The 23856-nt window shown below is 62.5% G+C and carries 20 protein-coding genes; 8 read left to right on the top strand and 12 right to left on the bottom strand.

Features of this window, described 5'->3' with window-relative positions:
• The first annotated feature begins 43 nt into the window (after positions 1-43).
• The 5 genes from WKV53_RS09480 to WKV53_RS09460 all read left to right on the top strand — a co-directional run bounded on the left by WKV53_RS09480 (position 44) and on the right by WKV53_RS09460 (position 2968).
• Positions 44-670 carry a hypothetical protein gene (locus WKV53_RS09480; protein WP_341404330.1) on the top strand — a complete coding sequence of 209 codons (627 nt, stop codon included), beginning with the start codon at positions 44-46 and terminating at the stop codon, positions 668-670.
• Entirely contained in the window at positions 667-966 is a 300-nt protein-coding gene (locus WKV53_RS09475; RefSeq protein WP_341404329.1) for a transcriptional regulator, read from the top strand. The genes WKV53_RS09480 and WKV53_RS09475 overlap by 4 nt, the downstream gene beginning before the upstream one ends.
• Complete coding sequence (locus WKV53_RS09470) at positions 963-1868, top strand: endonuclease/exonuclease/phosphatase family protein (RefSeq protein ID WP_341404328.1); 906 nt, start codon at positions 963-965, stop codon at positions 1866-1868. The genes WKV53_RS09475 and WKV53_RS09470 overlap by 4 nt, the downstream gene beginning before the upstream one ends.
• 71 nt (positions 1869-1939) lie before the next feature.
• Positions 1940-2263, top strand: a complete 324-nt coding sequence (locus tag WKV53_RS09465) for a hypothetical protein (protein ID WP_341404327.1) — start codon at positions 1940-1942, stop codon at positions 2261-2263.
• Between the two features lie 42 nt (positions 2264-2305).
• Positions 2306-2968: an HAD family hydrolase gene (locus WKV53_RS09460; RefSeq protein ID WP_341404326.1), complete on the top strand. Its 663-nt coding sequence runs from the start codon at positions 2306-2308 to the stop codon at positions 2966-2968.
• A gap of 110 nt (positions 2969-3078) precedes the next feature.
• Here the strand turns inward: WKV53_RS09460 and katG are convergent, their stop codons facing one another.
• The 6 genes from katG to WKV53_RS09430 form a co-directional block, all read right to left on the bottom strand.
• On the bottom strand, positions 3079-5310 hold the full coding sequence (gene katG / locus WKV53_RS09455) for a catalase/peroxidase HPI (protein WP_341404325.1): 2232 nt from the start codon (positions 5308-5310) through the stop codon (positions 3079-3081).
• A gap of 212 nt (positions 5311-5522) precedes the next feature.
• Positions 5523-6440 carry an SMI1/KNR4 family protein gene (locus WKV53_RS09450; RefSeq protein WP_341404324.1) on the bottom strand — a complete coding sequence of 306 codons (918 nt, stop codon included), beginning with the start codon at positions 6438-6440 and terminating at the stop codon, positions 5523-5525.
• 33 nt (positions 6441-6473) lie between these two features.
• Complete coding sequence (locus tag WKV53_RS09445) at positions 6474-9521, bottom strand: efflux RND transporter permease subunit (protein ID WP_341404323.1); 3048 nt, start codon at positions 9519-9521, stop codon at positions 6474-6476.
• Complete coding sequence (locus WKV53_RS09440) at positions 9518-10546, bottom strand: efflux RND transporter periplasmic adaptor subunit (RefSeq protein WP_341404322.1); 1029 nt, start codon at positions 10544-10546, stop codon at positions 9518-9520. The genes WKV53_RS09445 and WKV53_RS09440 overlap by 4 nt, the downstream gene beginning before the upstream one ends.
• Positions 10547-10667: 121 nt before the next feature.
• Positions 10668-11441 carry a dienelactone hydrolase family protein gene (locus tag WKV53_RS09435; RefSeq protein WP_375341829.1) on the bottom strand — a complete coding sequence of 258 codons (774 nt, stop codon included), beginning with the start codon at positions 11439-11441 and terminating at the stop codon, positions 10668-10670.
• A gap of 31 nt (positions 11442-11472) precedes the next feature.
• The gene (locus WKV53_RS09430; protein WP_341404320.1) at positions 11473-12636 is read right to left on the bottom strand and encodes a benzoate/H(+) symporter BenE family transporter; all 1164 of its coding nucleotides are present in this window, start codon (positions 12634-12636) and stop codon (positions 11473-11475) included.
• 256 nt (positions 12637-12892) lie between these two features.
• Between WKV53_RS09430 and WKV53_RS09425 the strand changes: the two genes are divergently transcribed.
• The 3 genes from WKV53_RS09425 (at position 12893) to WKV53_RS09415 (ending at position 16719) form a co-directional block, all read left to right on the top strand.
• Positions 12893-15364: a protein kinase domain-containing protein gene (locus WKV53_RS09425; RefSeq protein ID WP_341404319.1), complete on the top strand. Its 2472-nt coding sequence runs from the start codon at positions 12893-12895 to the stop codon at positions 15362-15364.
• 28 nt (positions 15365-15392) lie between these two features.
• Positions 15393-16091 (top strand): RNA polymerase sigma factor, encoded by a 699-nt coding sequence (locus WKV53_RS09420; protein ID WP_341404318.1) that lies wholly within the window; start codon positions 15393-15395, stop codon positions 16089-16091.
• A 67-nt stretch (positions 16092-16158) separates the two neighbouring features.
• Positions 16159-16719, top strand: a complete 561-nt coding sequence (locus tag WKV53_RS09415) for a POTRA domain-containing protein (protein ID WP_341404317.1) — start codon at positions 16159-16161, stop codon at positions 16717-16719.
• Between the two features lie 11 nt (positions 16720-16730).
• On the opposite strand, the gene WKV53_RS09410 is transcribed toward WKV53_RS09415, so the two are convergent.
• From WKV53_RS09410 to WKV53_RS09385, 6 genes are all read right to left on the bottom strand, one after another.
• Entirely contained in the window at positions 16731-17186 is a 456-nt protein-coding gene (locus tag WKV53_RS09410; RefSeq protein WP_341404316.1) for a hypothetical protein, read from the bottom strand.
• A gap of 57 nt (positions 17187-17243) precedes the next feature.
• Positions 17244-18275: a class II fructose-bisphosphate aldolase gene (gene fbaA / locus WKV53_RS09405; protein ID WP_341404315.1), complete on the bottom strand. Its 1032-nt coding sequence runs from the start codon at positions 18273-18275 to the stop codon at positions 17244-17246.
• 88 nt (positions 18276-18363) lie between these two features.
• Positions 18364-18822, bottom strand: coding sequence for a tRNA (cytidine(34)-2'-O)-methyltransferase (locus WKV53_RS09400; RefSeq protein WP_341404314.1), 459 nt, complete (start codon positions 18820-18822; stop codon positions 18364-18366).
• Positions 18823-18841: 19 nt separating this feature from the next.
• Entirely contained in the window at positions 18842-20878 is a 2037-nt protein-coding gene (locus WKV53_RS09395; RefSeq protein WP_341404313.1) for a S46 family peptidase, read from the bottom strand.
• A gap of 83 nt (positions 20879-20961) precedes the next feature.
• Positions 20962-21330 carry a hypothetical protein gene (locus tag WKV53_RS09390; protein ID WP_341404312.1) on the bottom strand — a complete coding sequence of 123 codons (369 nt, stop codon included), beginning with the start codon at positions 21328-21330 and terminating at the stop codon, positions 20962-20964.
• A gap of 71 nt (positions 21331-21401) precedes the next feature.
• Positions 21402-23807, bottom strand: a complete 2406-nt coding sequence (locus WKV53_RS09385) for an ATP-binding protein (protein ID WP_341404311.1) — start codon at positions 23805-23807, stop codon at positions 21402-21404.
• Between the last annotated feature and the right edge of the window lie 49 nt (positions 23808-23856).

Below are 23856 nucleotides of genomic sequence, written 5' to 3'. Positions count from 1 at the left end.
GAACGCTTGTGAAGGATACGCTTTGCATGGCAAAGCAAGGCGCATGACGACCCACCAGGAAGCCGCGGAACAATTGCGGGTGATCCGAACGATGATGGAACGCGCGACGATCTTCCGCGCACTGTCCGGTGAAGCTGCCTTGGTAGGTGGGGCGATGTCGCTGGCGGCCGGCTGGATGTCGGAGAATCGTCATGGGTGGAGATGGGGGGGCATTTGGCTCGGCGGCCTGGCGATCGTGCTGTTGTTTGCGTTGTGGCAACTGCTGCGGATTTCCCAAGCCCACGGCCGTTCGCTGTGGTCGCACGGGCTGAAAGTGGCGTTGCGCGGAGCGCTGCCGTCCCTGGTCGTCGGTGGGTTTGTCGGTCTTCTGTATCTCAAGTATGGACTCGCGAACGGCGAGTTTTTCGCCGCCTGTTTCTGGATCCTCCACTACGGGCTGGCGCTATTGGCGATCCGGGAGTTCGCTCCCAAATCGATGATTTGGCTGGGTCTTGCTTTTGTGGCTAGCGGGTTACTTGCCTTCTCCGGCGTGACGTTTGTCCAGTCGATGAATCCGCTGCTGGTAAGGCTCGGTCCTTCCGGACTGATGGCCGCCACGTTTGGGGGCTTCCACTTGCTTTATGGGGCGGCCATCGTCACCACCACCCGCCGCGACGGGCCGGGCGCATGATCGACTTTTCCAAACTCGACAAAACCATTCACGAGAAGGGGCGGCTCGGTATCATGACGCTGCTCGCTTCCCGGGTCGAGCCGTGGCCGTTTCAGGACCTGAAGGGCGAGTTGGACATGAGCGACGGGAACCTGATCACCCACCTGCGCACGCTGGAGCAGGCGGGCTACATTTCCGGCGAGAAGCTCACGGGTGATGGCCGGCCGCAGACGTTGTATGTGCTGACGAAGCCGGGGCGGAAGGCCTTCGAGGACTACCTAGCCATTCTCGAACAAATCCTCAACCTCGGGAAATGACGCGCGAGCGACGGTTGCGGATCTTGCGTGGCGTCGCGACGGGTGGCCTGGCGATCGCTTGGGTGGGTCTCTTGTGCCGTGGCAGGGATGGGAACGCCCTCACGGCGACCTTGTTCTATGGAACGCCGTGGCTGCTGCGGCTGCTCGCGGGAGCGCTGGCGGCAGGCGTGCTGAAGCACTGGGGCTTCCGGGTAATGGCGGTGACCTGTGTGATCGTGTCGTTGATGGAAGGCTGGCATTCGTGGCGAAGCGACCAACCGGCGATCCGGGAGGAAACGCTGTTCGCCTCGGTTTGGAATGCGGGCCGCCACCTCAATGAGAACCCCGCCGGGTGGCGCGCCGTGGGGCAGGCAGACATCTCGGCGGTGATCGAATGCGGTGATTTCAGTGCCGACGAATGGCAGCACTTCATCGCGGCGAATCCCGACCACGAGTGGCAGCGCTTTGACGGAAGTACGATGCTCGGCGTACGTGGCAAGATCATCTCCCATGAGTCGCTGGGCGTGCACGACCTCTTCCGCTGCCACCGGGTGAAGGTCGCGCTTACACGCGGTGGGGAGCAGACCGTGATTGTGGTGGATGTCCGTTCGCAGCCGTGGATTTCGCGCGAGCCATCGCTGGCCGGTATCTTGAAGGCCGCGGCGGGCGATCCGAAGGCGATCATCTTGGGCGACTTCAATACGCCGCCGGAGTCGAAATGGTTCCGGCCATGGAGGGAGCAGGGGCTGACGCTTGCGGACGATGGTCCGCGACACGGTTTCCGCGAGACGTGGGCCTATGGGATTCCCTTGCTGACGATTGACCACATCTGGCTCGGGCCGGGATGGAAGGCGGTGTGGACGCGCCGGTCTCGTCATGGATCGGATCACTCGATGGTGACCAGCCAGCTTGAAGCTCCTTGATCTCCTGTGATGAGAATCCAAGGCCGGGATTCAACTGGCGCAGTTGGGATTGCTTGCATGATGATCGCGGCATGGGACTGCTATCCGACCTCTTCTTTGGCGACCTGAGCCAGAGCTTCTCGATCGACCAACAACGCGATGCCATCAAGGCGCAGGCGGTGAAGCAGGCCGAGAGCAGCTCGAAGTTGTCCAGTGCTGCCATGCAGATCGATCGCCTGACGCGGCAGAATGGGGAGCTCCGCCTCGCCGTGGTGGCTCTCACGCGGTTTCTCATCGAGAAGAGAGTGGTGGATGAAGGGGAGCTGGAAGCCTTCATGAGGGAGGTGGATGCCGAAGACGGCAAGATGGATGGGCGCCTCGCCTTTCCGCCGCCGCCCAAGCCGAAAGCGCCGTAGCTTGCCTTGCATGGAGCGGGTGCATCGCGGCATGCTCCGGTCATGCCCTTTTCCGCGGTGATCTTCGATTTCGATGGCGTGGTGATTGATTCCCACGAAGCGCATGAGCGTTCCTGGTTCATGCTCGCGGAGGAACTCGGGCAGACGCTGACGCGGGAGACCTTTGTGTCTACCTTCGGGCAGAGGAACGAGAGCATCCTGCCGTTCCTTGGTTGGGCGGAGGAGGGTGACCGCGAGCGGATTCAGCAGCTGGGGGATCGCAAGGAGGTGCTCTACCGTGACATCCTGCGGGCGGACGGGATCGAGCCGCTGCCGGGAGTGGTGGCGCTGTTAGAGGGGTTGAAGAAGGAGGGGATTCCGTGTGCGATCGGCACATCGACGCCGCGGGCGAATGTGGAGTGCGTGCTGGAGCTGACCGGGCTGGCGTCGTTCTTCAATGACATCGCTACGTCGGAAGATGTTTCGCGGGGCAAGCCAGATCCGGAGGTTTTCCTGAAGGCGGCGGCCAAGCTTGGGGCTGATCCGGCGTCGTGCGTGGTGATTGAGGATGCGCACGTTGGGATTCGTGCTGCGAAGGCGGCGGGGATGAAGTCGGTGGCGGTGACGACGACGCATCCGGCGGAGTCGCTGGCGAAGGAGGAGCCGGATCGGATCGAGGCTTCGCTTGAGACCGTGGATGTTGGGTTTCTACGGGGTCTGTGGTAGTTGAGAGGGCGTAAGGAGCGTGGACATTCTATCCACGCCGTGTCGACAGAATGTCGACACTCCTTAAGGCCGGGTCACTGTCGTGACCCGGCTTTGTTAGAGCCTTAAGCTTACGCGAGATCGAAGCGATCGAGGTTCATGACCTTGTCCCATGCCTTCACGAAGTCGTGGACGAATTTTTCCTGCGAGTCCGTGCAGCCGTAGACTTCGGCGAAGGCGCGGAGTTGGGAGTTCGAGCCGAAGACGAGGTCGATGCGGGTGCCGGTCCACTTGAGTGCGCCGGTCTTGCGATCGCGGCCTTCGAAGGCGGCGGCGTCGGACGAGGTCGGCTTCCACTCGGTGCTCATGTCGAGGAGGTTCACGAAGAAGTCATTGGTGAGCGCTTCGGGGCGGGTGGTGAAGACGCCTTGCTTTGAGGCACCAGCATTGGCACCGAGGACGCGGAGACCGCCGACTAGCACGGTTAGCTCGGGTGCGGTGAGGGTGAGGAGCTGGGCTTTGTCGATGAGCAGGACTTCGGACGGAATGGAGTAGTAGCCCTTGAGGTAATTGCGGAAGCCGTCGGCGAGTGGTTCGAGGACGGAGAAGGACTCGATGTCGGTTTGCTCGGCAGAGGCATCTGCGCGTCCCGGGGTGAAGGGAACGGTGACGGTGTGGCCGGCGTTCTTCGCGGCTTGTTCGACACCGGCGCAACCGGCGAGTACGATGAGGTCGGCCAACGAGACCTTCTTGCCGAAGGAACTCTGGATGCCTTCAAGCGCTGTTAGGACCTTGGCCAGTTGGGTCGGCTGATTGACTTCCCAATCCTTTTGCGGGGCAAGACGGATACGGGCGCCATTTGCGCCGCCGCGCTTGTCCGAGCCGCGGAAGGTGGAGGCGGATGCCCATGCGGTTGAAACGAGTTCCGAAACGGAAAGGCCGGATGCGAGGATCTTGCTCTTCAGTGCGGCGATGTCGTTCGCATCGACGAGTGGGTGATCCACTGCGGGGATGGGGTCTTGCCAGATGAGCTCCTCGGCGGGCACTTCGGGGCCGAGGTAGCGGGCGCGCGGGCCCATGTCGCGGTGGGTGAGCTTGAACCACGTGCGGGCGAAGGCGTCGGCGAACTCCGCGGGGTTCTCCAGGAAGCGGCGCGAGATTTTTTCGTAAGCTGGATCGGCCTTCAGCGCGAGGTCGGTGGTCAGCATCATCGGCAGGCGCTTCTTGGAGGGGTCATGCGCGTCGGGAATCACCGCAGAGGCTCCCTTTGCCACCCACTGTTGGGCGCCCGCGGGGCTTTTGGTGAGTTCCCATTCGTGGCCGAAGAGGTTTTCGAAGAAGTAGTTGCTCCATTGCGCGGGCGTCTGGGTCCAGGTGACTTCGAGGCCGCTGGTGATGGTGTCGCCGCCCTTGCCGGTGCCGAAGCTGTTGCCCCAGCCGAAGCCCTGCGCTTCAAGTCCGGCGGCTTCGGGTTCGGGGCCGACGTGGTCTGCGGGGCCGGCGCCGTGGGTCTTGCCGAAGGTGTGGCCGCCGGCGATGAGCGCGACGGTTTCCTCGTCATTCATGGCCATGCGGCCAAAGGTGTCGCGGATGTCCCGCGCGGCGGCGATCGGGTCGGGATTGCCGTCGGGGCCTTCCGGGTTGACGTAGATGAGGCCCATCTGCACGGCGGCGAGCGGGTTCTCCAGATTGCGCGAGTGGATGCAGCCGTCGGCATTGTCGTCCGAGACGAGCACGCCGCCGTCTTTTTCAACACCGGGTGAACCCTTCGCGTAGCGCTCGTCGCCGCCGAGCCAGGTTTTCTCGGTGCCCCAGTAGACGTCGTGATCCGGCTCCCAGGTGTCCTCGCGGCCACCGGCGAAGCCGAAGGTTTTGAAGCCCATGGTTTCGAGCGCGACGTTGCCGGTGAGGATCATGAGGTCGGCCCATGAGATCTTGCGGCCGTACTTTTGTTTGATCGGCCAGAGGAGGCGGCGGGCCTTGTCGAGGCTGACGTTGTCCGGCCAACTGTTGAGCGGGGCGAAGCGCTGCTGGCCACGGCCGCCACCGCCGCGGCCATCGCCGGTGCGATAGGTGCCGGCGCTGTGCCAGGCCATGCGAATGAAGAGCGGGCCGTAGTGGCCGAAGTCGGCGGGCCACCAGTCCTGAGAGTCGGTCATCAGCGCGGCGAGGTCCTTCTTCAGCGCGGCGAGATCGAGGCTCTTGAATTCGGCCGCGTAGTCGAAGTCGCAGCCCATGGGATCGGACTTGCAGGAGTGCTGGTGGAGGAGTTCGACCTTCAGCTGGCTCGGCCACCAATCGCGGTTGGTGGTGGCGCTGGTGGCCGCGGAGTGGTGGAACGGGCATTTGGCTTCGGTGGACATGGGATTCTTCCTTTCGGGACGTGAATGGTGTGCTGGTGAGGGGGTGTCTAACAACGAGTTCGAGGTCCGCTACGGCACCTCATCTGGCTGGTATCACGAACCAAGCATCTCCCGATCCGGGCGGCAAGGACTCAAGAGTGTCTCAGCAGTGCTCTCCGACGCGATGTCCGGAAAATCCCCTTGGCCGGTGGAAACCCGTAGTCGGCAATGGCTCAGGGATTCGCAAGGCGGTCCTGTTTCACAATCTCGTCAATCCACGGGGAATCGATGTCGATCACACGCCGGCCTTCCGGGTCGCGCTCATGAATGTCTGCTCCATGTTTGAGCAGGCACTTGATGATCTGGAGGTGCCCGGATCGGGTCTTCAGCATCGCGTGAAGAGATCCCGATGGATTCGCCCCGCGCACCGCGAAAAACTCGACCGCGTCCGCTTCGCCTAGGAATGCCGAGTACTGAATCAGCGACATCCCGGAGAATGCCTCCGCATTGATGTCGAGCTGGCCCGACTTCAGGAGGGCATCGAGTTCGTCAAACCGGCGGTCGCTGATGAGTTCCTCAGCGCTTCCGGATGATTCAAATGGAGCAATGGTATCCCGGATCCAGTCGGCAAAATCGGATGCGATTCGTTCGCCTTCGAGGTAAATGGCCCCGTCGCGGAGATCGAGGCCGATAAGATCCTGATTCCCATTTTCGCCAATCGGCAAGACCGTGGCCGGCAGATCTTCTCTGGATTCTTCCCAATGTTCCGAGAGATCATTTGGGCCGTTGTAGATTCCGAACATCACCATCATGGATCCGCTCTTTTTTGTGTTCCGAGCGACGCCACCGTTTTCAAGGAGGAGAAACTGCCGGTATGAAGCGGGAAGAGGTAGCGGCAGCAACTTTTCGAATTCGCTAACATCCGTTTCCGAGATTGGGCCAAAGTGATTCTCAAAGAAGCGTGTTTTGGACCGTGGACTGTCCGTTCCGGTTGAATTAGAAGAGCCGAGCAGCTTGCCATCGGATTGCTGACTCGTTTTCACAGTGTCCTGGTTATTTTTCTGGTTCCGAACCTCCCGCGTCAAACGCAGGGCGACTGCGATACAGACGAACAAGACGGTAGCGACGAAGATCTTCAGCGGTCGTCTCATACTCCTGAGAAATCCGGGAAATTCCAGATCGAGTCAACCTTCCTCGGGATGATCGCTTCGCTGCCGCGAGAACACCGCGTAAACCGCCGGGACCACGAAGAGCGTCAGCACGCCGGAGAAGATCAAGCCGCCGACTACGGCGATGCCGAGGGATTGGCGGGAGCCAGCGGAGGCTCCGAGGGAGAGGGCGATGGGGAGCACGCCGAGGATGGTGGCGAGGCTGGTCATGAGGATGGGGCGCAGGCGGGCGACGGAGGCGTCGAGGACGGCTTCGAGTTTGCCCAGGCCTTGCTCCTTCCGCTGGTTGGCGAACTCGACGATGAGGATGCCATTCTTGGTCACGATGCCGACCAGCATGATGATGCCGATCTGCGAAAAGACATTCAGCGTCTGGCCGGTGAAGTGCAGGGTGAGGAAGGCGCCGGCCATGGAGAGCGGCACGGTGAGGATGATGATGAAGGGATCGATGAAGCTTTCGAACTGCGCGGCGAGCACGAGGTAGATGATGAGCAGCGCGAGGCAGAAGGCGAAGAGCAGGCTGGAGGCGCTTTCGGAGAAGTCGCGCGATTGGCCGGCGAGTGAAGTGCGGAAGCCGTCCGGCAGCACTTGCTTGGCGATGCGATTGAGTTCAGTGATGCCGTCGCCGAGGGTCTTGCCCGGCGCGGGTGAGCCCTGGATGGTGGCGGAGACGGCGCGGTTGAAGCGGAAGATGGCGGCGGGGCTGGCCGATTCGTCGAACTCGACGAGGTTATCCAGCGAGACCATTTCGCCGCCCTTGGCCGGGATGAAGAGCTTCTTCAAGTCGCCGGGATCATTGCGGTCCTGGCGCTGCATCTGGCCGATGACCTGGTACTGCTTGCCGTCTTTCAGGAAGTAGCCGAAGCGGCGGCCGGAGTAGGCGAACTCCAGCACGCGGGCGATTTGTTCGACGGAGATGCCGAGTTCCGCGGCCTTGTTGCGGTTGATGGAGATGATGCCCTCGGGATGGCTCACCTTAAGGTTGGTATCAATCTGCCGGAGGACGGGGCTTTTGCCCGCTTCATCGAGGAACTTCGGCAGGACATCAATGAGCGCATTCAAGTTCGGCGCCTGTAGTACATAGGCCAGAGGCTGGCCTGCGCGGCGGTCGCCGATGGTGGGCGGCTGGGTGGCGAAGGCGCGCACGCCGGTGAAGGCGTTCATGTCTTCCATGATCTGCTTGTAGATGTCCGCCTGGCTGCGGTTGCGTTCCTCGGGAGGCTTCAGGTAAATATTCTGCGTCGCCGTATTCGCGTCTGAACCGCCGCCGCCCATGATGGTGAAGGTGCGGTGGGTTTCAGGGACGCTGTCGTGCACGTAGGTGTCGATCTTATCCATCCAGCTCTCGGTGAACTCATAGCTGGAGCCTTCCGGCGCGGTGACATTGACGCGGATGTTCTCGCGGTCTTCGAGCGGCGCGAGTTCGCGAGGCAGGGCCTTGCCTAGCCAGACGATGAGCGCGGCATTGACTGCGAGGATGAGGAATGCGGCCCAACGGAACTTCAGGAACAAGCGAAGCGCGCCGCGGTAGCTATTCGTGAGCAGGGTGAAGAACGGCTCGGTGACACGGTGGAACCAGCTCGGCTCATGCCGCTTCAGCATGAGGCGGCACATCATCGGCGACAGCGTCAGCGCGACGAAGGCGGAGACCAGGACGCAGCCGGCGAGGGTGATGCCGAATTCGCGGAAGAGGCGGCCGGTCAGGCCAGACAGGAAGATGATGGGCAGGAACACCGCGGCCAGCGCGATGGTGGTGGAGATGACCGCGAAGTAGATTTCCTTGGAGCCCTTGATCGCGGCTTCCAGTGGTGACATGCCGTCCTCGATCTTGGTGTAGATGTTCTCCAGCACCACGATGGCGTCATCGCAGACGAGGCCGATGGCGAGCACGATGGCGACCAGCGTGAGCACATTGATCGAGAAGCCCGCCACATACATGATGAAGAAGCCGGCGACGATGCTGACCGGGATCGCGATGACGGGGATGATGGTCGAGCGCCAGTCGCGCAGGAACAGGTAGATGATGAGGACGACGAGGCCGAAGGCGATGAAGAGGGTGTCCTTCACCTCCGCGACCGAGCGCCGGACGAAGCGGGTGAAGTCGTAGCCGACCTCGATGGTGATGTCCTCTGGAACCTCCTTCTTCACCTGTTCGAAGCGCTTGTAGAACTCATCGGTGATGGCGATCGCATTGGTATTCGGCTGCGGGATGATGGCGACGCCGATCGAATAGATGAGGTTGGTCTTGGTGCCGGTGCGGAGGTTTTCCGCGCCGAGCTCGGCGTAGCCGATGTCGCGGAAGTGAATCTGGCGGCCGGCGTCCTCCTTGATGATGAGGTTCTCGAAATCCTCGGTGGTATTCAGGCGGCCGAGCGTGCGGAGGGACAGCTCGGTGGTGGTGCCTTCAAGACGACCGCTGGGAAGGTCGACGTTCTGGGCGCTGAGGGCGTTCTGGACATCGATGGGTGTCAGGTTGTGAACGGCGAGCTTCACCGGATCCATCCACAGGCGCATGGCATAGCGCTTCTCGCCGAAGATGCGGACGGATGAGACGCCGGGAATGGTCTCCATGCGCTCGCGGATCAGGCGGTCGGCGAAATCGCTGACTTCGAGGATGCTCCGCTGGTCGCTGCGCAGGGAGAGGAAGAGGATGGGCTGCGAGTCGGCGTCGGCTTTTTCCACGACCGGTGGATTGGCGTCCACTGGCAAGCTGCGGATGGCGCGCGAGACACGGTCGCGGACATCGTTCGCCGCATCGTCGAGATTGGTATCGAGGGTGAACTCGATGGTGATGTTAGAGCGTTCCTCGCGCGAATCCGAAGACATCGTGCGGATGCCTGCGATGCCATTGATAACCGCCTCCAACGGTTCGGTGATCTGCGAGGCGATGACCTGCGGATTCGCGCCGGGGTAAGTCGTCTGGACGGTGACGATGGGGGGATCGACGGCCGGATACTCACGGACTCCGAGGAAATAGAAGCCGGTGATGCCAAACAGCAGGATGGCGAGCGACATCACCGTGGCGAGCACGGGACGCTTGATGCTGGTCTCGGCTAAACTCACGGCTGGACGGCTTGAACAGGCACGCCGGGACGAAGCCGGAGCAGATTGGTGGTGAGGAGCTGGTCACCTTCACTGAGGCCGCGCAGGACCTGGACCTGACCGGAGGTGCGGATGCCGATCTGAATGTCGCGGAACTCGGCCTTGCCGTCCTTGAGAACGAAGACGCCCTGGCCTTTCGCGGAAGGGACGACGGCCTGGCTAGGGATGGCGAAGCCGTTTTCGATCGTATCGAGCTGCAATGAGACTTCAGCGAAGCCGCCGGCCACCAGGCTTTCCGGGTTTTCACAGATGCCACGGACCTGAAGGCTGCGAGTGGCGGCTTCCACCACGGGCTCGATCACCTGTACCGCGCCCTCGAAGACCTTGGCATTGCCGGCGACGGTGAAGGTGAATTTCTGGCCGGCCTTCACTTCGGGGGCGTAGCGCTCGGGCAGCGGGAAATCGACCTTGATGCGGGAGAGATCCTGCAGGGTGATGAGCACCGTTTCCGGCTTCACCAGCGCGCCCTCGCTGACGTGGCGGATGCCGGTCCTGCCGGCGAAGGGGGCGAAGATCCTGGTCTTGGAGAGTTCGACCTGCTTGGTGTCCTTCTGGGCCTTGAAAATATCGAGTTCGGCGGTGGCGAGGTCGAAGGCCTGCTGGCTGATTGCCTTCTGGGGAAGCAGGGAATCGGTGCGGGACTTGTTCGATTCGGCGAGTTTCAGGCGGGCATCGATTTCGGCGAGCTCGGCGGCGATGTCGCTGTCGTCGAGGACGAAGAGGACGTCGCCCTTCGCGACCTGCGCGCCTTCATGGACCTCGATTTTCGCGAGGCGCTTGGTGAGTTCCGGCACGATGTCCACCGACTCATTCGCGCGCAGGGTGCCGACCGTTTTCACGGTATTGGCCATGGGCGTCTCGGTCACGCGGAAGACCTCTGCGGCGACGGGCGCGGCGGGGCCCTTGGCCTGAGCGCCTTGGGCGGAGAGCGAGGCCGGGGCGAGGAGCAGGGAACAGAGGAGGGTCTTGGGAATCGGGTGCGGCATGCGGAAGTCGGCCCGGTGAGAGGCGGGAGCGGGACAAATGCTTCCCTGAAAACCCTCCCGGGAGGGAGAGCCTTTCGCCGATTCGTGACATGGCAAAGGCGGAAGTGCCTGAAACCCGGGCTTACTTCCCGAAAATCTCCGCGAAGAAGGCCTTCATTGCCTCCCAGGAGCGTTTGTCGGCTTTCTCATTGTAGGCGACGCCCTTGGACGGGTCGTTTCCGGCCATTTTCTGGGTGAAGGCGTGCACGGCACCGCCGTAAGCTACGAATTGCCAGTCGGCGCCTGCTTCGGTCATCTCTTTGCCGAAGGCGAGCACTTGCTCGGTCGGGACGTTCGGGTCCACGGCTCCGTGGCAGACCAGGATCTTGGCCGTCACATTGCCCTTGGTGGCGGCCATGCCGTCGGCGGCATCGAGGCCACCGTGGAAGGAAACGACGCCGGCGATGTCGGCACCGGCGCGAGCGAGCTCGAGGACTCCGGTGCCGCCGAAGCAGTAGCCGATGGCGGCGATCTTGGTGGTGTCGGTGTGCTCGTCCTTTTTCAATTCATCGAGGCCGGCCTTGAGGCGGGCGCGGTAGAGTTCGCGGTTGCCCTTGTATTTGCCGGCTTCCTGACCGGCGGCGGGTGGCACGGGGCGGACGCCCTTGCCGTAGATATCGGCGGCGAAAACGTTGTAGCCGAGCTGCGCGAGCTGGCGGCTGCGCTCCTTCTCGTAATCGGTGAGGCCGGTCCACTGGTGAATGACGAGCACGGAGGGACGCTTGCCGGTGACGGCATCGTCAAAGACGTGGAAGCCCTCCAGCGTGACGCCATCTTGCTGGTATTCGACGGTCTTTTCGACGAGCGCGGCGGAGGCGGAAGCGGCGGTCATGAGGGAGAGGAGAAGCGTTTTCATCATGGCCAGCAGAGCGCGATCCGGCGGGCTGTCAAACAGCTTTCCGTCGCAATGACAGGACGATGCCTCCGGCGACGATGGCCCAGAAGGCGGCGCCAATTCCGAGCAGGGTGATGCCGGAGAGGGTGACGAAGAAGGTCATCACGGAGGCCTCGCGATAGCCTTCGTCGCTGAGGGCGGCGGAGAGGGCGTTGCCGATGGTGGTGAGGAGTGCGAGACCGGCGACGGCGAGGACCATTTCCTTCGGAAAGGCGGCGAAGAGGCCGGCGACGGTCGCGCCGAAGAGGCCGATCAGCAGGTAGAAGACGCCAGCGCAGGCGGAGGCCCAGTAGCGGCGCTTCGGGTCGGGATGGGCTTCCGGGCCGATGCAGAAGGCGGCGGTGATGGCGGCGAGATTGATCCCGAAGGCGCCGAAGGGCGCGAGCAGGAAGGTGGAGACGCCGGTCCAGCCGATGATGCGCGAGATGGGGGCTTCGTAGCCGCCGACGCGGAGCGCGGCGATGCCCGGCAGGTTTTGCGAGGCCATGGTGACGATGAAGAGGGGGAGGCCGGTGCCGATCAGGGCCGGGATGGACCACTCCGGCGAGACCCAGACCGGTGTGGTGATCTTCCAAGGCACCACCTCCATTCGCAGCAGATGCTGTGCAGCGGCGATGGCCACGCCGACGACGAGGATGACGGGCACATTCGCCCGTGGCCAGAAACGCCGGCCGAGGACGTAGGCTGCTGCCATCGAGAGGACTAACAGCGGGTTTTTCGGGATCGCGACGAAGGCATCGAGGGCGAACCTTGCCAGCACTCCGGCGAGCAATGCAGAGGCGAGCGGCAGGGGGAGCCGCTTCATGATCTTTTCAAAGCCGCCGCTGAAACCGGCGATGGTGATGAGCACGCCATTCAGGAGAAAGCAGGCGATGGCCTGTGGCATGGTGAGATGTCCTGATGCGGCGGCTGCGCCGATGACCGCCGCGCCCGGTGTGGACCAGGCGATGAGGATCGGCTTCCGCGTGCCCAGCGACATCACGATGCTCGGGATGCCCATGCCCATGCCGATGGCCCATAGCCAGGAGGCCGTTTGTTCCGGGGTGGCGTGGAGGTTCTGGGTCGCCTGGAAAATGATCGCCACCGAGCTGGTGAAGCCGACCAGCACCGAGACGAAGCCGGTGATGAGGGCGGAGAGCGAAAAGTCCTTCAGCATGGCGGCGGGCCGCGAGGGAAGCGGATTCAGGCGGCGGTCGCAACTGCTGCGAAATTCCGAAAATCTGTAGCGGAAGGGCTGCGCCCTTCCGGCGGGGCGAGGCCGCGAACCAGATCGCCATTTTGATTTTCCTGCGGTCCGTCCCCCGCCGGAACGACGCAGTCGCTCCGCTACGAAAAATTCCCAAAATCTGCGGTAACAGGTCCGCCGGGTTGCTTCTGGGGAGGGTATGACGCCAAATCCCGACGACCGCCCGATGCCTGCCGACCCATCCGATTCACCGCTCGGCGGGCTTTCCCCCGCGGACTTGCTGCGTCAGGGAGCGGCGGAGGATACCCTGGCCGATGGAGTGCGAGGCGGGTTCGTGCCGCCTTCGCTGGAGGAGTTGGCGGGGATTTTTCCGCAATTCGAGGTGCTGGGGCTGATCGGGCAAGGGGGCATGGGAGCGGTCTATCAGGTCCGGCAGCGTGAACTGGACCGGGTGGTGGCCTTGAAGATCCTGCCGCCGGGAATCGGGGAGGAGGCTTCGTTTGCCGATCGCTTTGCCCGCGAGGCGAAGGCGTTGGCCAAGCTGAATCACCCGGGAATCGTCACGATCCATGAGTTCGGGCGCAGCGGGGAGTTCTACTTCATCGTGATGGAGTTCGTGGATGGGATGAACCTCCGCGAGCTGCTCCAGCGCGGGCGGATCTCGCCGCGGGAGGCATTGGCGATCGTGCCGCAGGTTTGCGATGCGCTGCAGTTCGCGCATGACCACGGGATCGTCCACCGCGACATCAAGCCGGAGAATTTGCTGATCGATCGTCGTGGAAGGGTGAAGGTAGCGGATTTCGGTTTGGCGAAGTTGATCGGTGGCGAGCCGGAGTTGGCCGCATCGGGTTCCTTGCAGGGCGAGGTTTTTCTAACAGAGGCGGGAAAGTTGATGGGGACGCCGAGCTATATGGCTCCGGAGCAAATCGATCGTCCCGCGGACGTGGATCATCGGGCGGACATTTATTCGCTCGGCGTGGTGCTCTATCAGATGCTCACGGGCGAGCTGCCTGGCAAGCAGCTGGAGCCGCCGTCGAGGAAGGTTCAGCTCGATGTGCGGCTGGATGAAGTGGTGCTGAGGGCGCTTGAGAAGGATCCGGAGCTGCGTTTCCAGCAGGCGAGCCTGATGAAGACGGGGGTAGAGGGGGCTGGAGGCACCTCCAAGCCAAGCCATCGTTTCGCGGCATGCGGCCGCTGCGCGTGGCTGGTGCAGATCGCGGGTGTGTTGTTATTCCTGGCCGGGCTGGCTGGTGTGTTCCGTGATCCTGCGAGCCTGCCGTCGTCGACATCGGGACGGTTCGTGTCGACCATTGCCGATGATCACACGATCGAGGAGCGACTCGTCCCGATCATCCGGAAACATGGTCCGCACACATTCGTTTCCCGGAGCAAGGATTCCCGCGAATGGACCATCACGGTCCGGCATGTGGATGAGGACGTAGTGCGGGATGAATTCCAGCAAATCCAAGAGGCGGTGAGGACGGAGATGGAGAACATGCTGACCGCCACCGAGGTGCGGTCGATCTCCTCGAAGATTTTCAACGGTTGGTTGCTGGTCTATTCCAGGCTGGTGATCCCGGGCTCATTGATGGGACTTGTGGGAGCCTTGCTGCTGCTGGCCAAGACGCCGAGTGGTCGCGGGAAGGTCCTCGGGAGGATTGCCTTGGGAGTGGCGATGCTGTCTCTGCCTGCTTCGGCCTTGATTCGTTGGGCTTTCCCGATGGACGGAGTTGGAACGACTGCGGCGATGGTTGTCGTGGCGTTCGGATTCGCCGTGGCTGGCCGTGATTCGAGGGAAGGGCAAGGGGCCTTGATTGGTGTCTGGATCCTGCTGTTCACGTGGAGTGTAACGCTGGCAGGCACGCAGCGAATGATGATACCGTCGTTCGGTAGCGGATGGGTGCCGGTGTCCATCGCTGCGAACGGGGTAGCTCCCGTTCGCGAGCCCGAGCCGCCATCTGCACCTGCCGGGATGCGCCTGCAGATTCGCAAGGTTACTGACTCTGCCAGTGGGGAATTGATGGAGCATCTCGTTCCTCATGGGCCGGATGGTCAGCTTCAGACGGAACAACTGCGGGTGAGCCGGAACGTGATTTTCTGGGAACAACACGTCGAAGGAGTGAGCCTTTCCCAGAAGAGTGGCATAACCGAGTTCTTGCTCTCGCTCGACAAGGAAGGAGGGGAGCAACTCGCGGCTGCGACCGGAGTGGAGCACGGCTGGTATCGGCTGGCCGTGGTGATCGATGGCAAGCTCCAGAGCGTTAGCGCGCGATGGGGAAATCCCGGGCGGAGATTCACCTTCTCCGGCCTGGGCTATGGGGATGCATGGAATCTGGTCCGTAGCTTCCCGACTTGGGAACAGGACATCTGGGGCACGCCCGAGTGGCAGTGGCTGGGCCTGCTGGACGCTGGAAATTACAGCGAGGCGTATGCCGCACTCGCGCCGCTGGCATCGTCATCGGTCACTGCGGAGCAGTGGCAGGCGGCGATGGAGCGTGACCGCAAACCACTCGGTGAAATGAAGACGCGTCGCTTCAAGGTCGCGGAAGAATCGAAGTCGGCGCCGGGTTTGCCGGGAGGCGACTACCTGATTCTCCAGTTCGACTCGGTGTTCTCTAACAAACCAGCCGCCGTCGAGAGCGTGATCCTGACGAAAGCGGGGGATGAATGGAAACTCGCAGGCTATTCCGTCCGTTGAGGCCTTCCATGGCAGAACTGAACCCACGATGACCTCCAGGCCTTCCGACAATTTTTTCGCGACGACTCGCTGGACAATGGTGATGACCGCCGGCCAATCGGGAGGCGCGGCGCTTGGCGAGCTGTGCGAGTCGTATTGGTTTCCGGTGTATGCCTATGTTCGCCGCCGTGGTCATATGAAAGAGGATGCGGAGGATCTCACGCAGGGGTTCTTTGCGAGCCTGCTCGCACGGGGTGACATTGCCGGGCTGCGGCGGGAGAACGGGAAATTCCGGGCCTTCCTGCTGGCGGCGATGAAGCACTATCTCGCCAACGATCATGACAAGCACCAGCGGCTCAAGCGGGGCGGCGGCGCGCCGCATCTTTCGCTCGATTGGCAGCAGGCCGATCTCCGCTTCCGGGTTGCCGACGAGAACTCGTTGCCGCCCGATGCTGCGTATGACCGCGAGTGGGCGACGGCTTTGTTAGAGAGGGTGCTGGAAACGATGGCCGCCGAGTCGGATGAGCGGTTTGTTCACTTGAAGTCCTATCTTTCGCTGGAGCGTGAACAGATTCCCTACTCCACGGCGGCCGCCGCGCTGGGGCTTGAGGAAGGAGCGGTGCGGGTGGCCGTGCACCGGCTGCGCAAGCGTTACCGGCAGTTGCTCCGCCAGGAGATTGCACGGACCTTGGCAGAGCCGGAACTGGTGGACGAGGAGCTGCGCTCGCTGATGGAGGCTTTCGGGTGAGGGAGTTTGCGGTTCCCTTATAGGATTGATGATGCGCGGACGGAGAGAGGTTGCTAATCATGTGCCCGTGCATGCTTCTGCTCGGCTCTTGCTTCTGGTGATCGTCAGCTTGTTTGGCTTGGAAGGATGCGCGACGTCGCCGGTGCGCGCGGAAGACATCGAAGGCGTCCGGATTTCGAAGGTGACCCTTCGCGACGTGAGACCCGGTTTGGTCAGCGAGGAACGGCTGTGGGCGCAGATCAAAACGAGGGCGGGCTTGCGCTACGAAAGCGACAAGGTCGACGAGGACATCAAGTCACTTTACGAAAGCGGGCTGGTCAATGATGTGCGGGTACTTGCGGAGCCGAGGAGGGGAGGGCTGGAAGTGATCTTCGAGGTCCAAACGCGCGGAATGATCGGTCCGGGCTCCGGGTTTGCCGGTAACACGGTTTTTTCGGACCAGCGTCTCGCGAAGGAGACCGGCTTGCGAGCGAATGAAAAGATTGGCCGTTCGGAGCTTCTCACTGCAGCGAGGAGAGTCGAAGCTTACTATCACGCCCACGGTTATCCGGAGACGAGGGTAAGCCTCAGGTCCGATTCTGACGACTGGATCTTCATCATCGAGGAGGGTCCGGGACCAGGCCGGTGATTGACACCAACTCAGAGCTCTCTGCGCCAATCCCGTTCACGCATGAGATAAAGCGCCCATGGTGCGAATATGATCGCAGCGATCACGACCTGCCAGCTGCCCGATAGCAGCCAAGCGAACCACGAGGCTACCAAGGCGCCGGCGAGCGCCACGGCTAACGGGCTCCACCTCTTGATCTGGTGGTCGCGCAGGAGTTTCTCAGCGCCCTCTTGGGAGACGAGACGTGCGTCCGCTTTCAGGCCTTTTTCGGCGAGGATCTGGGCGACTGGCTTGTGAGGGTCCTCGTTCAGGAAGAGGGGACTTTGATTGAAATCCACCACGAGGAATTGGGGCGGGTTTGTCCGTTGGCTCACCCAGAAGAATTGGCGGAGAGACGTTACTTGAATCGCCCAGGCGACGACGAGCAGTCCGCAGTAGAATGCGATGCGGTAGAAATCGGTGGGCTCCTTGTCTTCCATGGCTTCCATAAAAAAGGCGGGTCCGCGTGAACGGACCCGCCTTGTAGAAAAACAAATTGAAGTGCTTCAGACGGTGCCGAAGATCGTCTTTCCGGAGGAAAGCAGATCGTCGCAGGCTTCTTTCATGCGCTCGCAGAGGCCGAGTTCGGCCTTCTTGAGGTAGGAGCGCGGGTCGTAGGCTTTCTTGTCGCCGACTTCCTGATCGATCTTCAGCACGCCTTCGATGTTCTGGCAGACGTGCGTGACGATCGGGCGGGTGAAGGCGTACTGGGTGTCGGTGTCGATGTTCATCTTCACGACGCCGTAGTCGAGGGTCTCGCGGAGGTCGCTCTCGGAGGTGCCGGAGCCACCGTGGAAGACGAGGTCCATCTCGGCTTCCGCGCCATACTTGTCAGTCACGGCCTTCTGGCCATCGCGGAGGATGGAGGGCTTCAGCTTCACTGCGCCCGGCTTGTAGGAGCCGTGGACGTTGCCGAAGGTGGCGGCGAAGAGGAAGCGGCCGATCGGGTTGAGCGCTTCGTAAACTTCCACCATGTCCTCAGGGGTGGTGTAGAGCTTGTCGTGAGGGAGGCCGGAGGTGTCGTGGCCGTCTTCTTCACCACCGACGCAGCCAGCTTCGACTTCGAGGATGATATCGAGCTCGGCGCACTCCTTGAGGAGCTCCTTGGAGATCTTGAGGTTTTCGTCCAGCGGGACGACGGAGCCGTCGAACATGTGGCTCTGGAAGAGCGGGCCCTTGCCGGCGGCGATGCGCTCGCGGGAGGCCTGGAGGAGGGGCTTGAGGAAGCCTTCGACCTTGGCCGGGTGGCAGTGGTCGGTGTGGAGAGCGATGAGGACGTCATACTTCTCCGCGAGGCGATGGACGGCTTCAGCGAGCACGATGGCACCGAAGGCGGCGTCCTTCACGGAGGTGCCGGAGGCGAACTCGCCGCCGCCGGTGGAAACCTGGATGATGCCGTCGGACTTGGCCTCGGCGAAGGCGCGGAGGGCACCGTTGATGGTGGGCAGCGAGGTGACGTTGATGGCCGGGTAGGCGTATCCACCCTTCTGGGCGGCATCGAGCATCGCGCGGTATTGAGCAGGAGTGGCTACGGGCATGAGGGGGCGGGGGTAGCGAACGATTTCGTCCGACGCAAGGCCGGATCTGGACATTGCCGGTACGCAGGGAGCGTGCCAGCGGGGCGTTTTACCAAGTCCGGTCCTGCCGCACCGCCTCGTAGAGGGTGATGGCGATGGCGGTGGAGAGATTGAGGCTGCGGGTGCCGCCGGGGGCCATGGGGATGCGGATGGCCTGCTCGCCGGCGCCGTAGACCATGGCTTCCGGGAGCCCCTTGGTCTCGCAGCCGAAGACGAGGTAGTCCCCGTCCGTGAAGGGGACGTCCCAGTGGGCGCGGGTGGCCTTGGTGCTGAGGAACCAGAATTTGGCGGCGGGGTCGGCCTCTTGTTTCAGGTCCTCGAAGTTTTCCCAGACCTTCAGGTCCACGTCCTGCCAGTAGTCCAGCCCGGTGCGGCGGACGTGCTTGTCTTCGAGCGAGAAGCCGAGCGGCTTCACGAGGTGGAGTCGCGCGCCGGTGGCGAGGGCGAGGCGGCCGGCGGCACCGGCATTGTGCGGGATCTCGGGCGCGACGAGGACAATGTGAAACATGGCGGCCGGGGGCGATCGGTCAGTGCGTGAGTTCCTTCAGCACGCGGTCGGCATGGTAGACCTTTTCCATGGCCGCTTGGATCGCCGCCGGGTGGACGGAGACGGCGCGGCCTTTTTCGTCCGAGTAGAAGAAGTCCGAGACGAGGCCGGGGGCATTGCTGTCGAAGATGAGGCCGACGAGGTCGCCATCGCGGTTCACCACCGGGCTGCCGGAATTGCCGCCGGTGATGTCATTGGTGCTGATGAAATTCATCGGCGTCAGCGGATCGAGTTTGGAGGCCTCGGCCTTCCATTCTTCGGAGAGATCGAAGGGTGGGATGGCGCCCTGGGCTTCGCTGCGCTCATGCATGCCCCAGAAGGTGGTCTGCGCGGGAACCGTTTCCTTGCCGTCGGTGTAGCCTTTCACCACGCCGTAGGAGAGGCGGAGGGAAAAGGTCGCGTCAGGATAGGCGGAATCGCCGTCACGGGCGAAGCGGGCGGTGGCGATTTCGCGGTGGGCCTGGGAGATCACTTCCTCGGTCGCTTCCCCGCGCTGGCGGAGCTTGCGGGATTCGGCGTCGATCAGCTTGGCGAGCTGGATCAGCGGGTCGTTGCTGGCGGCGATGGCGTCGCGGCCGCCTTCATACAGCTTCCGGCGCACGGCGATGTCTTCGAGGGTGGTTCCCTGGATCAGCTCCGCGGCGCGGGTGTCGGGGGATTTGCCGGCGAGGATGCCTTGCACGGTCGGATCGGCGGCACCGAGCTTGGCGCAGAGGAAGGTCAGCGAGTTCGCCAGCCGGAGCGTCTCGAGATTCTTATAGATCGGCTCGGTCGAAAACAGATCCAGCTCCAGCGAGGCGCGCGCGGGTTCCCGGTATTCCTTCAAGCGTTCGCCTTCGGGTTTGGATGCTTCGTCTGCGGCTCGCAAGAGCGTGCGCGCCGTGCTGAAGAGCCCTCCCTTGCCAAAGGCGTCGCCCGTTTCTAGCAGGCGCAGCCGGGTCTGGTATGCGTTTGCGTCCTTTTCGGCGGCTTCGATCCGGGCGAAGGCGGCTGGGGCGGCCTCACGCAGTTTGGTTTCGCTCGCGGCCTTGCGAGCCATCAGTGCGGGATCGAGCAGGCCATCAAGGCGGGCCATGATGGCCTTGCGGCCGTTCTGGGTGCCGACGATGGAGCCCTTCGAGCGTCGGGCATTCTCGAGATCGCGATCTGCCCAAGCCCTGAGCAACGTTTCGGCGCGGAAGATCTGCTCGAGGCGATAGGGGAAGCCATCGTCGCGCAATGCTTCGAGCTGGGCCAGGGTGACCGAGCGATTGGTGCGGCCGGGGTGGCCGGAGGTGAAGACGAGTTCGCCTTCCTTCGCGCCCTCGGTCTTCCACTTCAGGAAATGCGGCGTCTTGGCCGGGGCATCGTTCTCGTAGGCGCGGAAGAAGCAGCAATCGAGGCAGAAGCGGGGGAACTCGAAGTTGTCCGGGTCGCCGCCGAAGGCTGCGGCCTTTGCGTCGGGCGCGAAGACCAGCCGGACGTCCGTGTAGCGATGGTAGCGGTAGAGGTGATACGCGCCGCCTTGGAAGAGAGTGACCACGTCGCTGCGGAATCCGGTGGCGTCGAAAGATTCCTTTTCGATCCCGGCGATGACCGCGCGACGTGCGGTAGCCGCTTCATCCGGTGATTGGCCGTCCTTCACCGCGGCATTCACGCGCTCGGTCACGTCCTCGATGCTCATGAGGACGTTCAGCTCGAGGTCCGGGCATTTCAGTTCTTCGCCTGCGGTGGCCGCGTAGAAGCCGTGCTTGAGGAGATCGCGGTCCTTGGTGCTGAGCTTTTCGATCATGCCCGAGCCGACGTGGTGATTCGTGAGGATCAGGCCATTCGCCGAAACGAAGGAGCCCGAGCCGCCACTGCCGAAGCGGACGGAGGACTTCTGCAAGTGCTCCAGCCATGCCGGGGTGATCTCGAAGCCATACTTCTCCTTTACCTGCCGGACCGGGGGCTTGGTGAAGAGCCACATGCCCTCGTCCGCGCGGGCTGCGGGGAGCATTGCAAGGAGAAGACCGGGGAGGAGAAGGAACGGGCGCATGGCGGCGGAGCTTAGGAGGCCGCCGCCCGGGTGCAATCCCGCTTACGCCCTTGAATCGGGACAGCAGCCTGAGGTCCTCGGAATCACTTTGCCTTGAAGGCCGCGATTTGGCTCTCGATTTCCAGGATTGCCTGGTCCATCGCGACGAGAATCCGGTCCAAGTGGGCGATCTGAAAATCGTCCTCGGCGGTGGCCGCGTAGGCCTTGTGCCTCGCCAACGTCACGAACAGGTCCACGAGCCACCCGCCGCCCCGCCGCAAGAGGCGTGTGCCGGCAAAGCGGGATCGATTTTCACGGAGGCTTGCCGATTCCAGCCGGCGGCGGAGCACCATGCGCTTCCGGCAGTTCTTTAGATCGGCAAGACCGGCCTTCGCGCCTTTGAAGCTCTCGGTTTTAAAAGTCACCCGCGGAATGGCCTCATCAACGTGGAGGTAGTATTCGCCTTCTTTCATGAAGAGGGGGAGGGAATCAACGGCTCTGGGGGTTGTTCGCAACGATTGCCACGCGAGGTCTCCGCTGGAGACTAGGGGATCCAGAGCAGGGACACGGAGTCGACCTTGATGTTGGTTTTGGCTGGCTTAAGCGTCTCCGTTTCGAACACGAGGGCGGAGGGATCGAAGGACTGCGAAAGCTGGGCAATGTCGGCTTCAAGCTCCTTGTTGATTTCGTCGATCTGCTGCTGGACGCCAGCCACCTTGTCTTCCGCGATGGAGACGTCCTGATGTTGCTTGTAGGCACTCGTGCCTGAGGTGATGCTGGAGCTGATGATGGATCCGAGGCTCTTTTTCCGGCCGATGAGATTTCCCAGCAGGCCGCCGAAAATCGCTTTTCCCACTTGGACGAAGGCTCCCTGTGATTCGGCTTTCTGCCGGCTCATGCCACCTTCTGCCGTTTGAAGTTTTCCCCGGAGGGTTGCGAGCTTCTTATCCGCCGCGTCCCGTAGCTTGTCCTTGGCTGCATCGCGCGTCTCGCGAGCTTTCTGGGTGAGCCGGATGCGGAAATCCGCCTCGGATTCCCCGATCTGCGAGTATTCCTTCAACGACGGGCAGGAAAAGATCTCGGCATGGGCATTGAGAGCGAGCCATCCGGCGAAGTCCTTTTCCGCTTTCTTGTAGTTTGCGGCGATCGTCGCGAATGCGGGAAGAGCTTCGAAGCCGGCGCCATCGACTGGATTGGAGCCAAGCTTCTGATCTTTGGTGGGAGGAGGCAGGGTGTGGTCGTAGTCGATCGAGTCCGGGAGAATCGCGTTCACCAGGCGGTACGGACGATTGCCCTCGGCACCGGTCTTGGCGGACGAGAAATGCACCGTGGCCATGCGTAGCAGGTGGGGCTTGTAAATGATGTCCGAGGCATCGCCCGCCGGTGGCGCGAACATCTCGACGACGCCTGCCTCGACCACGGGCCGGGCGGACGCTTTCGCCGGTGGTGGGGACATGCCGGGCATGGCCATCGGATTCGCCGCTTCGGCTGCTACGGCATCCTTCGTACTTCCGAAGTCCTTGCGCTTCGGGTCCATCAGGGCCTTGATGCTGGTGCGGGTCAGCGGGCCGGTGAGGTAGCTCATGACCCAGCGCACGTGGAAGAGCACGGGATGGTCCTCGTGGACATTGTTCATGAGGAAGATGCGGTTGCCGAGGGCGGAGAGCAGCTTCTCCATTTCGCCGCGGTCGAACTTCGCGTTCTGTGCGCCGGCCGCTCCTTCGAGGCCATCGAGGACACGCATCTTGTCACGCTCGGTTTGCAGGCGGCCGAGGAACCAGGTGCCGATGTTCGAGAGGGCCTTGTAGTCGAGATCGACCGGGTTTTGCGTAGCGAGCAGGCAGCCGAGGCCGAAGGCGCGGGCTTGCTTGAGAAGCGTCATCATCGGCTTCTTGCTCGGCGGATTCGCGCTCGGTGGCAGGTAGCCGTAGATCTCGTCCATGTAGAGCAGGGCGCGCAGCGAGGTGGTGCCGCTTTGCGTGCGCATCCAGCCGAGCGTCTGATTCAGGAGCAGGCTGACGAAGAACATCCGTTCGGCATCGCCGAGGTGGGAGATGGAGAAGATGGAAATGCGCGGTCTTTTGCCGTCCGGCGTGTGTAGCATCTTTGCGATGTCGAGCGGCGGGCCTTCCAGCCAAGTCGCGAAGCCGGGGGATGCGAGGAGGTTGTTGAACTTGAGCGCGAGCGTTTGGCGGTCCTTTGGAGGAAGGAAGGTGTCGAGGGCAATCACGCCGATCTTCTCGATGGGTGGTTTTTGGATCTGGCCAACCAGTCCTTCCAGCGTGACGTCTTTTCCCGCGGCCCACTCGTGCTGGAAGATATTCGAGAGCAGGATCGCCTGTGGACTTTGGATGGGATCGGCCTCGACGCCGACGAGTGAGAGGAGCGAGGAGACGGTGCTTTCGACGCGCTCGCCTAACAGTTCGCCATCCTCCATGATTTCGTCGGGAGGCGTTTCCAGCGAGCTGAGGATGGAAACGGGAATGCCGGCCTTCGAGCCGGGCGTGAAGATATTGATGTCCACTCTCTCCTTCAGCTGCTTGATGCGATCCGGCGATTGACCCCAGTCGGCGAGACCGTTCTTCCACATCTCCGCAGTCTTCGCGGCGAACTCGTCCGGCGAGACGCCTTTCTTTGCGGCATCGTCCTCATTGATCCACGGACGAAAATCCTCCGCCGCGAGGTTCGGGAACATCAGCAGCAGGTTCGAGATGTCGCCCTTGGGGTCGATGACGATGGCGGGTATATTGTCCATCGCCGCTTCCTCGAGCAGGGCGAGGCAGAGGCCGGTCTTTCCCGAGCCGGTCATGCCGAGGACGACGCCGTGGGTGACGAGGTCCTTCGAATCATAGAGTATCAGTCCGCCGTCAGGGGACTTGGTTTCGAGGTCGTACTCGCGGCCGAGGTAAAAGGCTCCCAGCTTTTCGTAGTCGGAAACGGACGGGGTCATGACCCGACACTCTAACCATCGCCCGGGCTCTGGCTAGAATGTTTGCGGG

Source organism: Luteolibacter sp. Y139 (assembly GCF_038066715.1).
Taxonomy (GTDB): domain Bacteria; phylum Verrucomicrobiota; class Verrucomicrobiia; order Verrucomicrobiales; family Akkermansiaceae; genus Haloferula; species Haloferula soli.
Note: the sequence above shows the minus strand (reverse complement) of the source record. Positions and strands in the feature narration are given on the sequence as shown.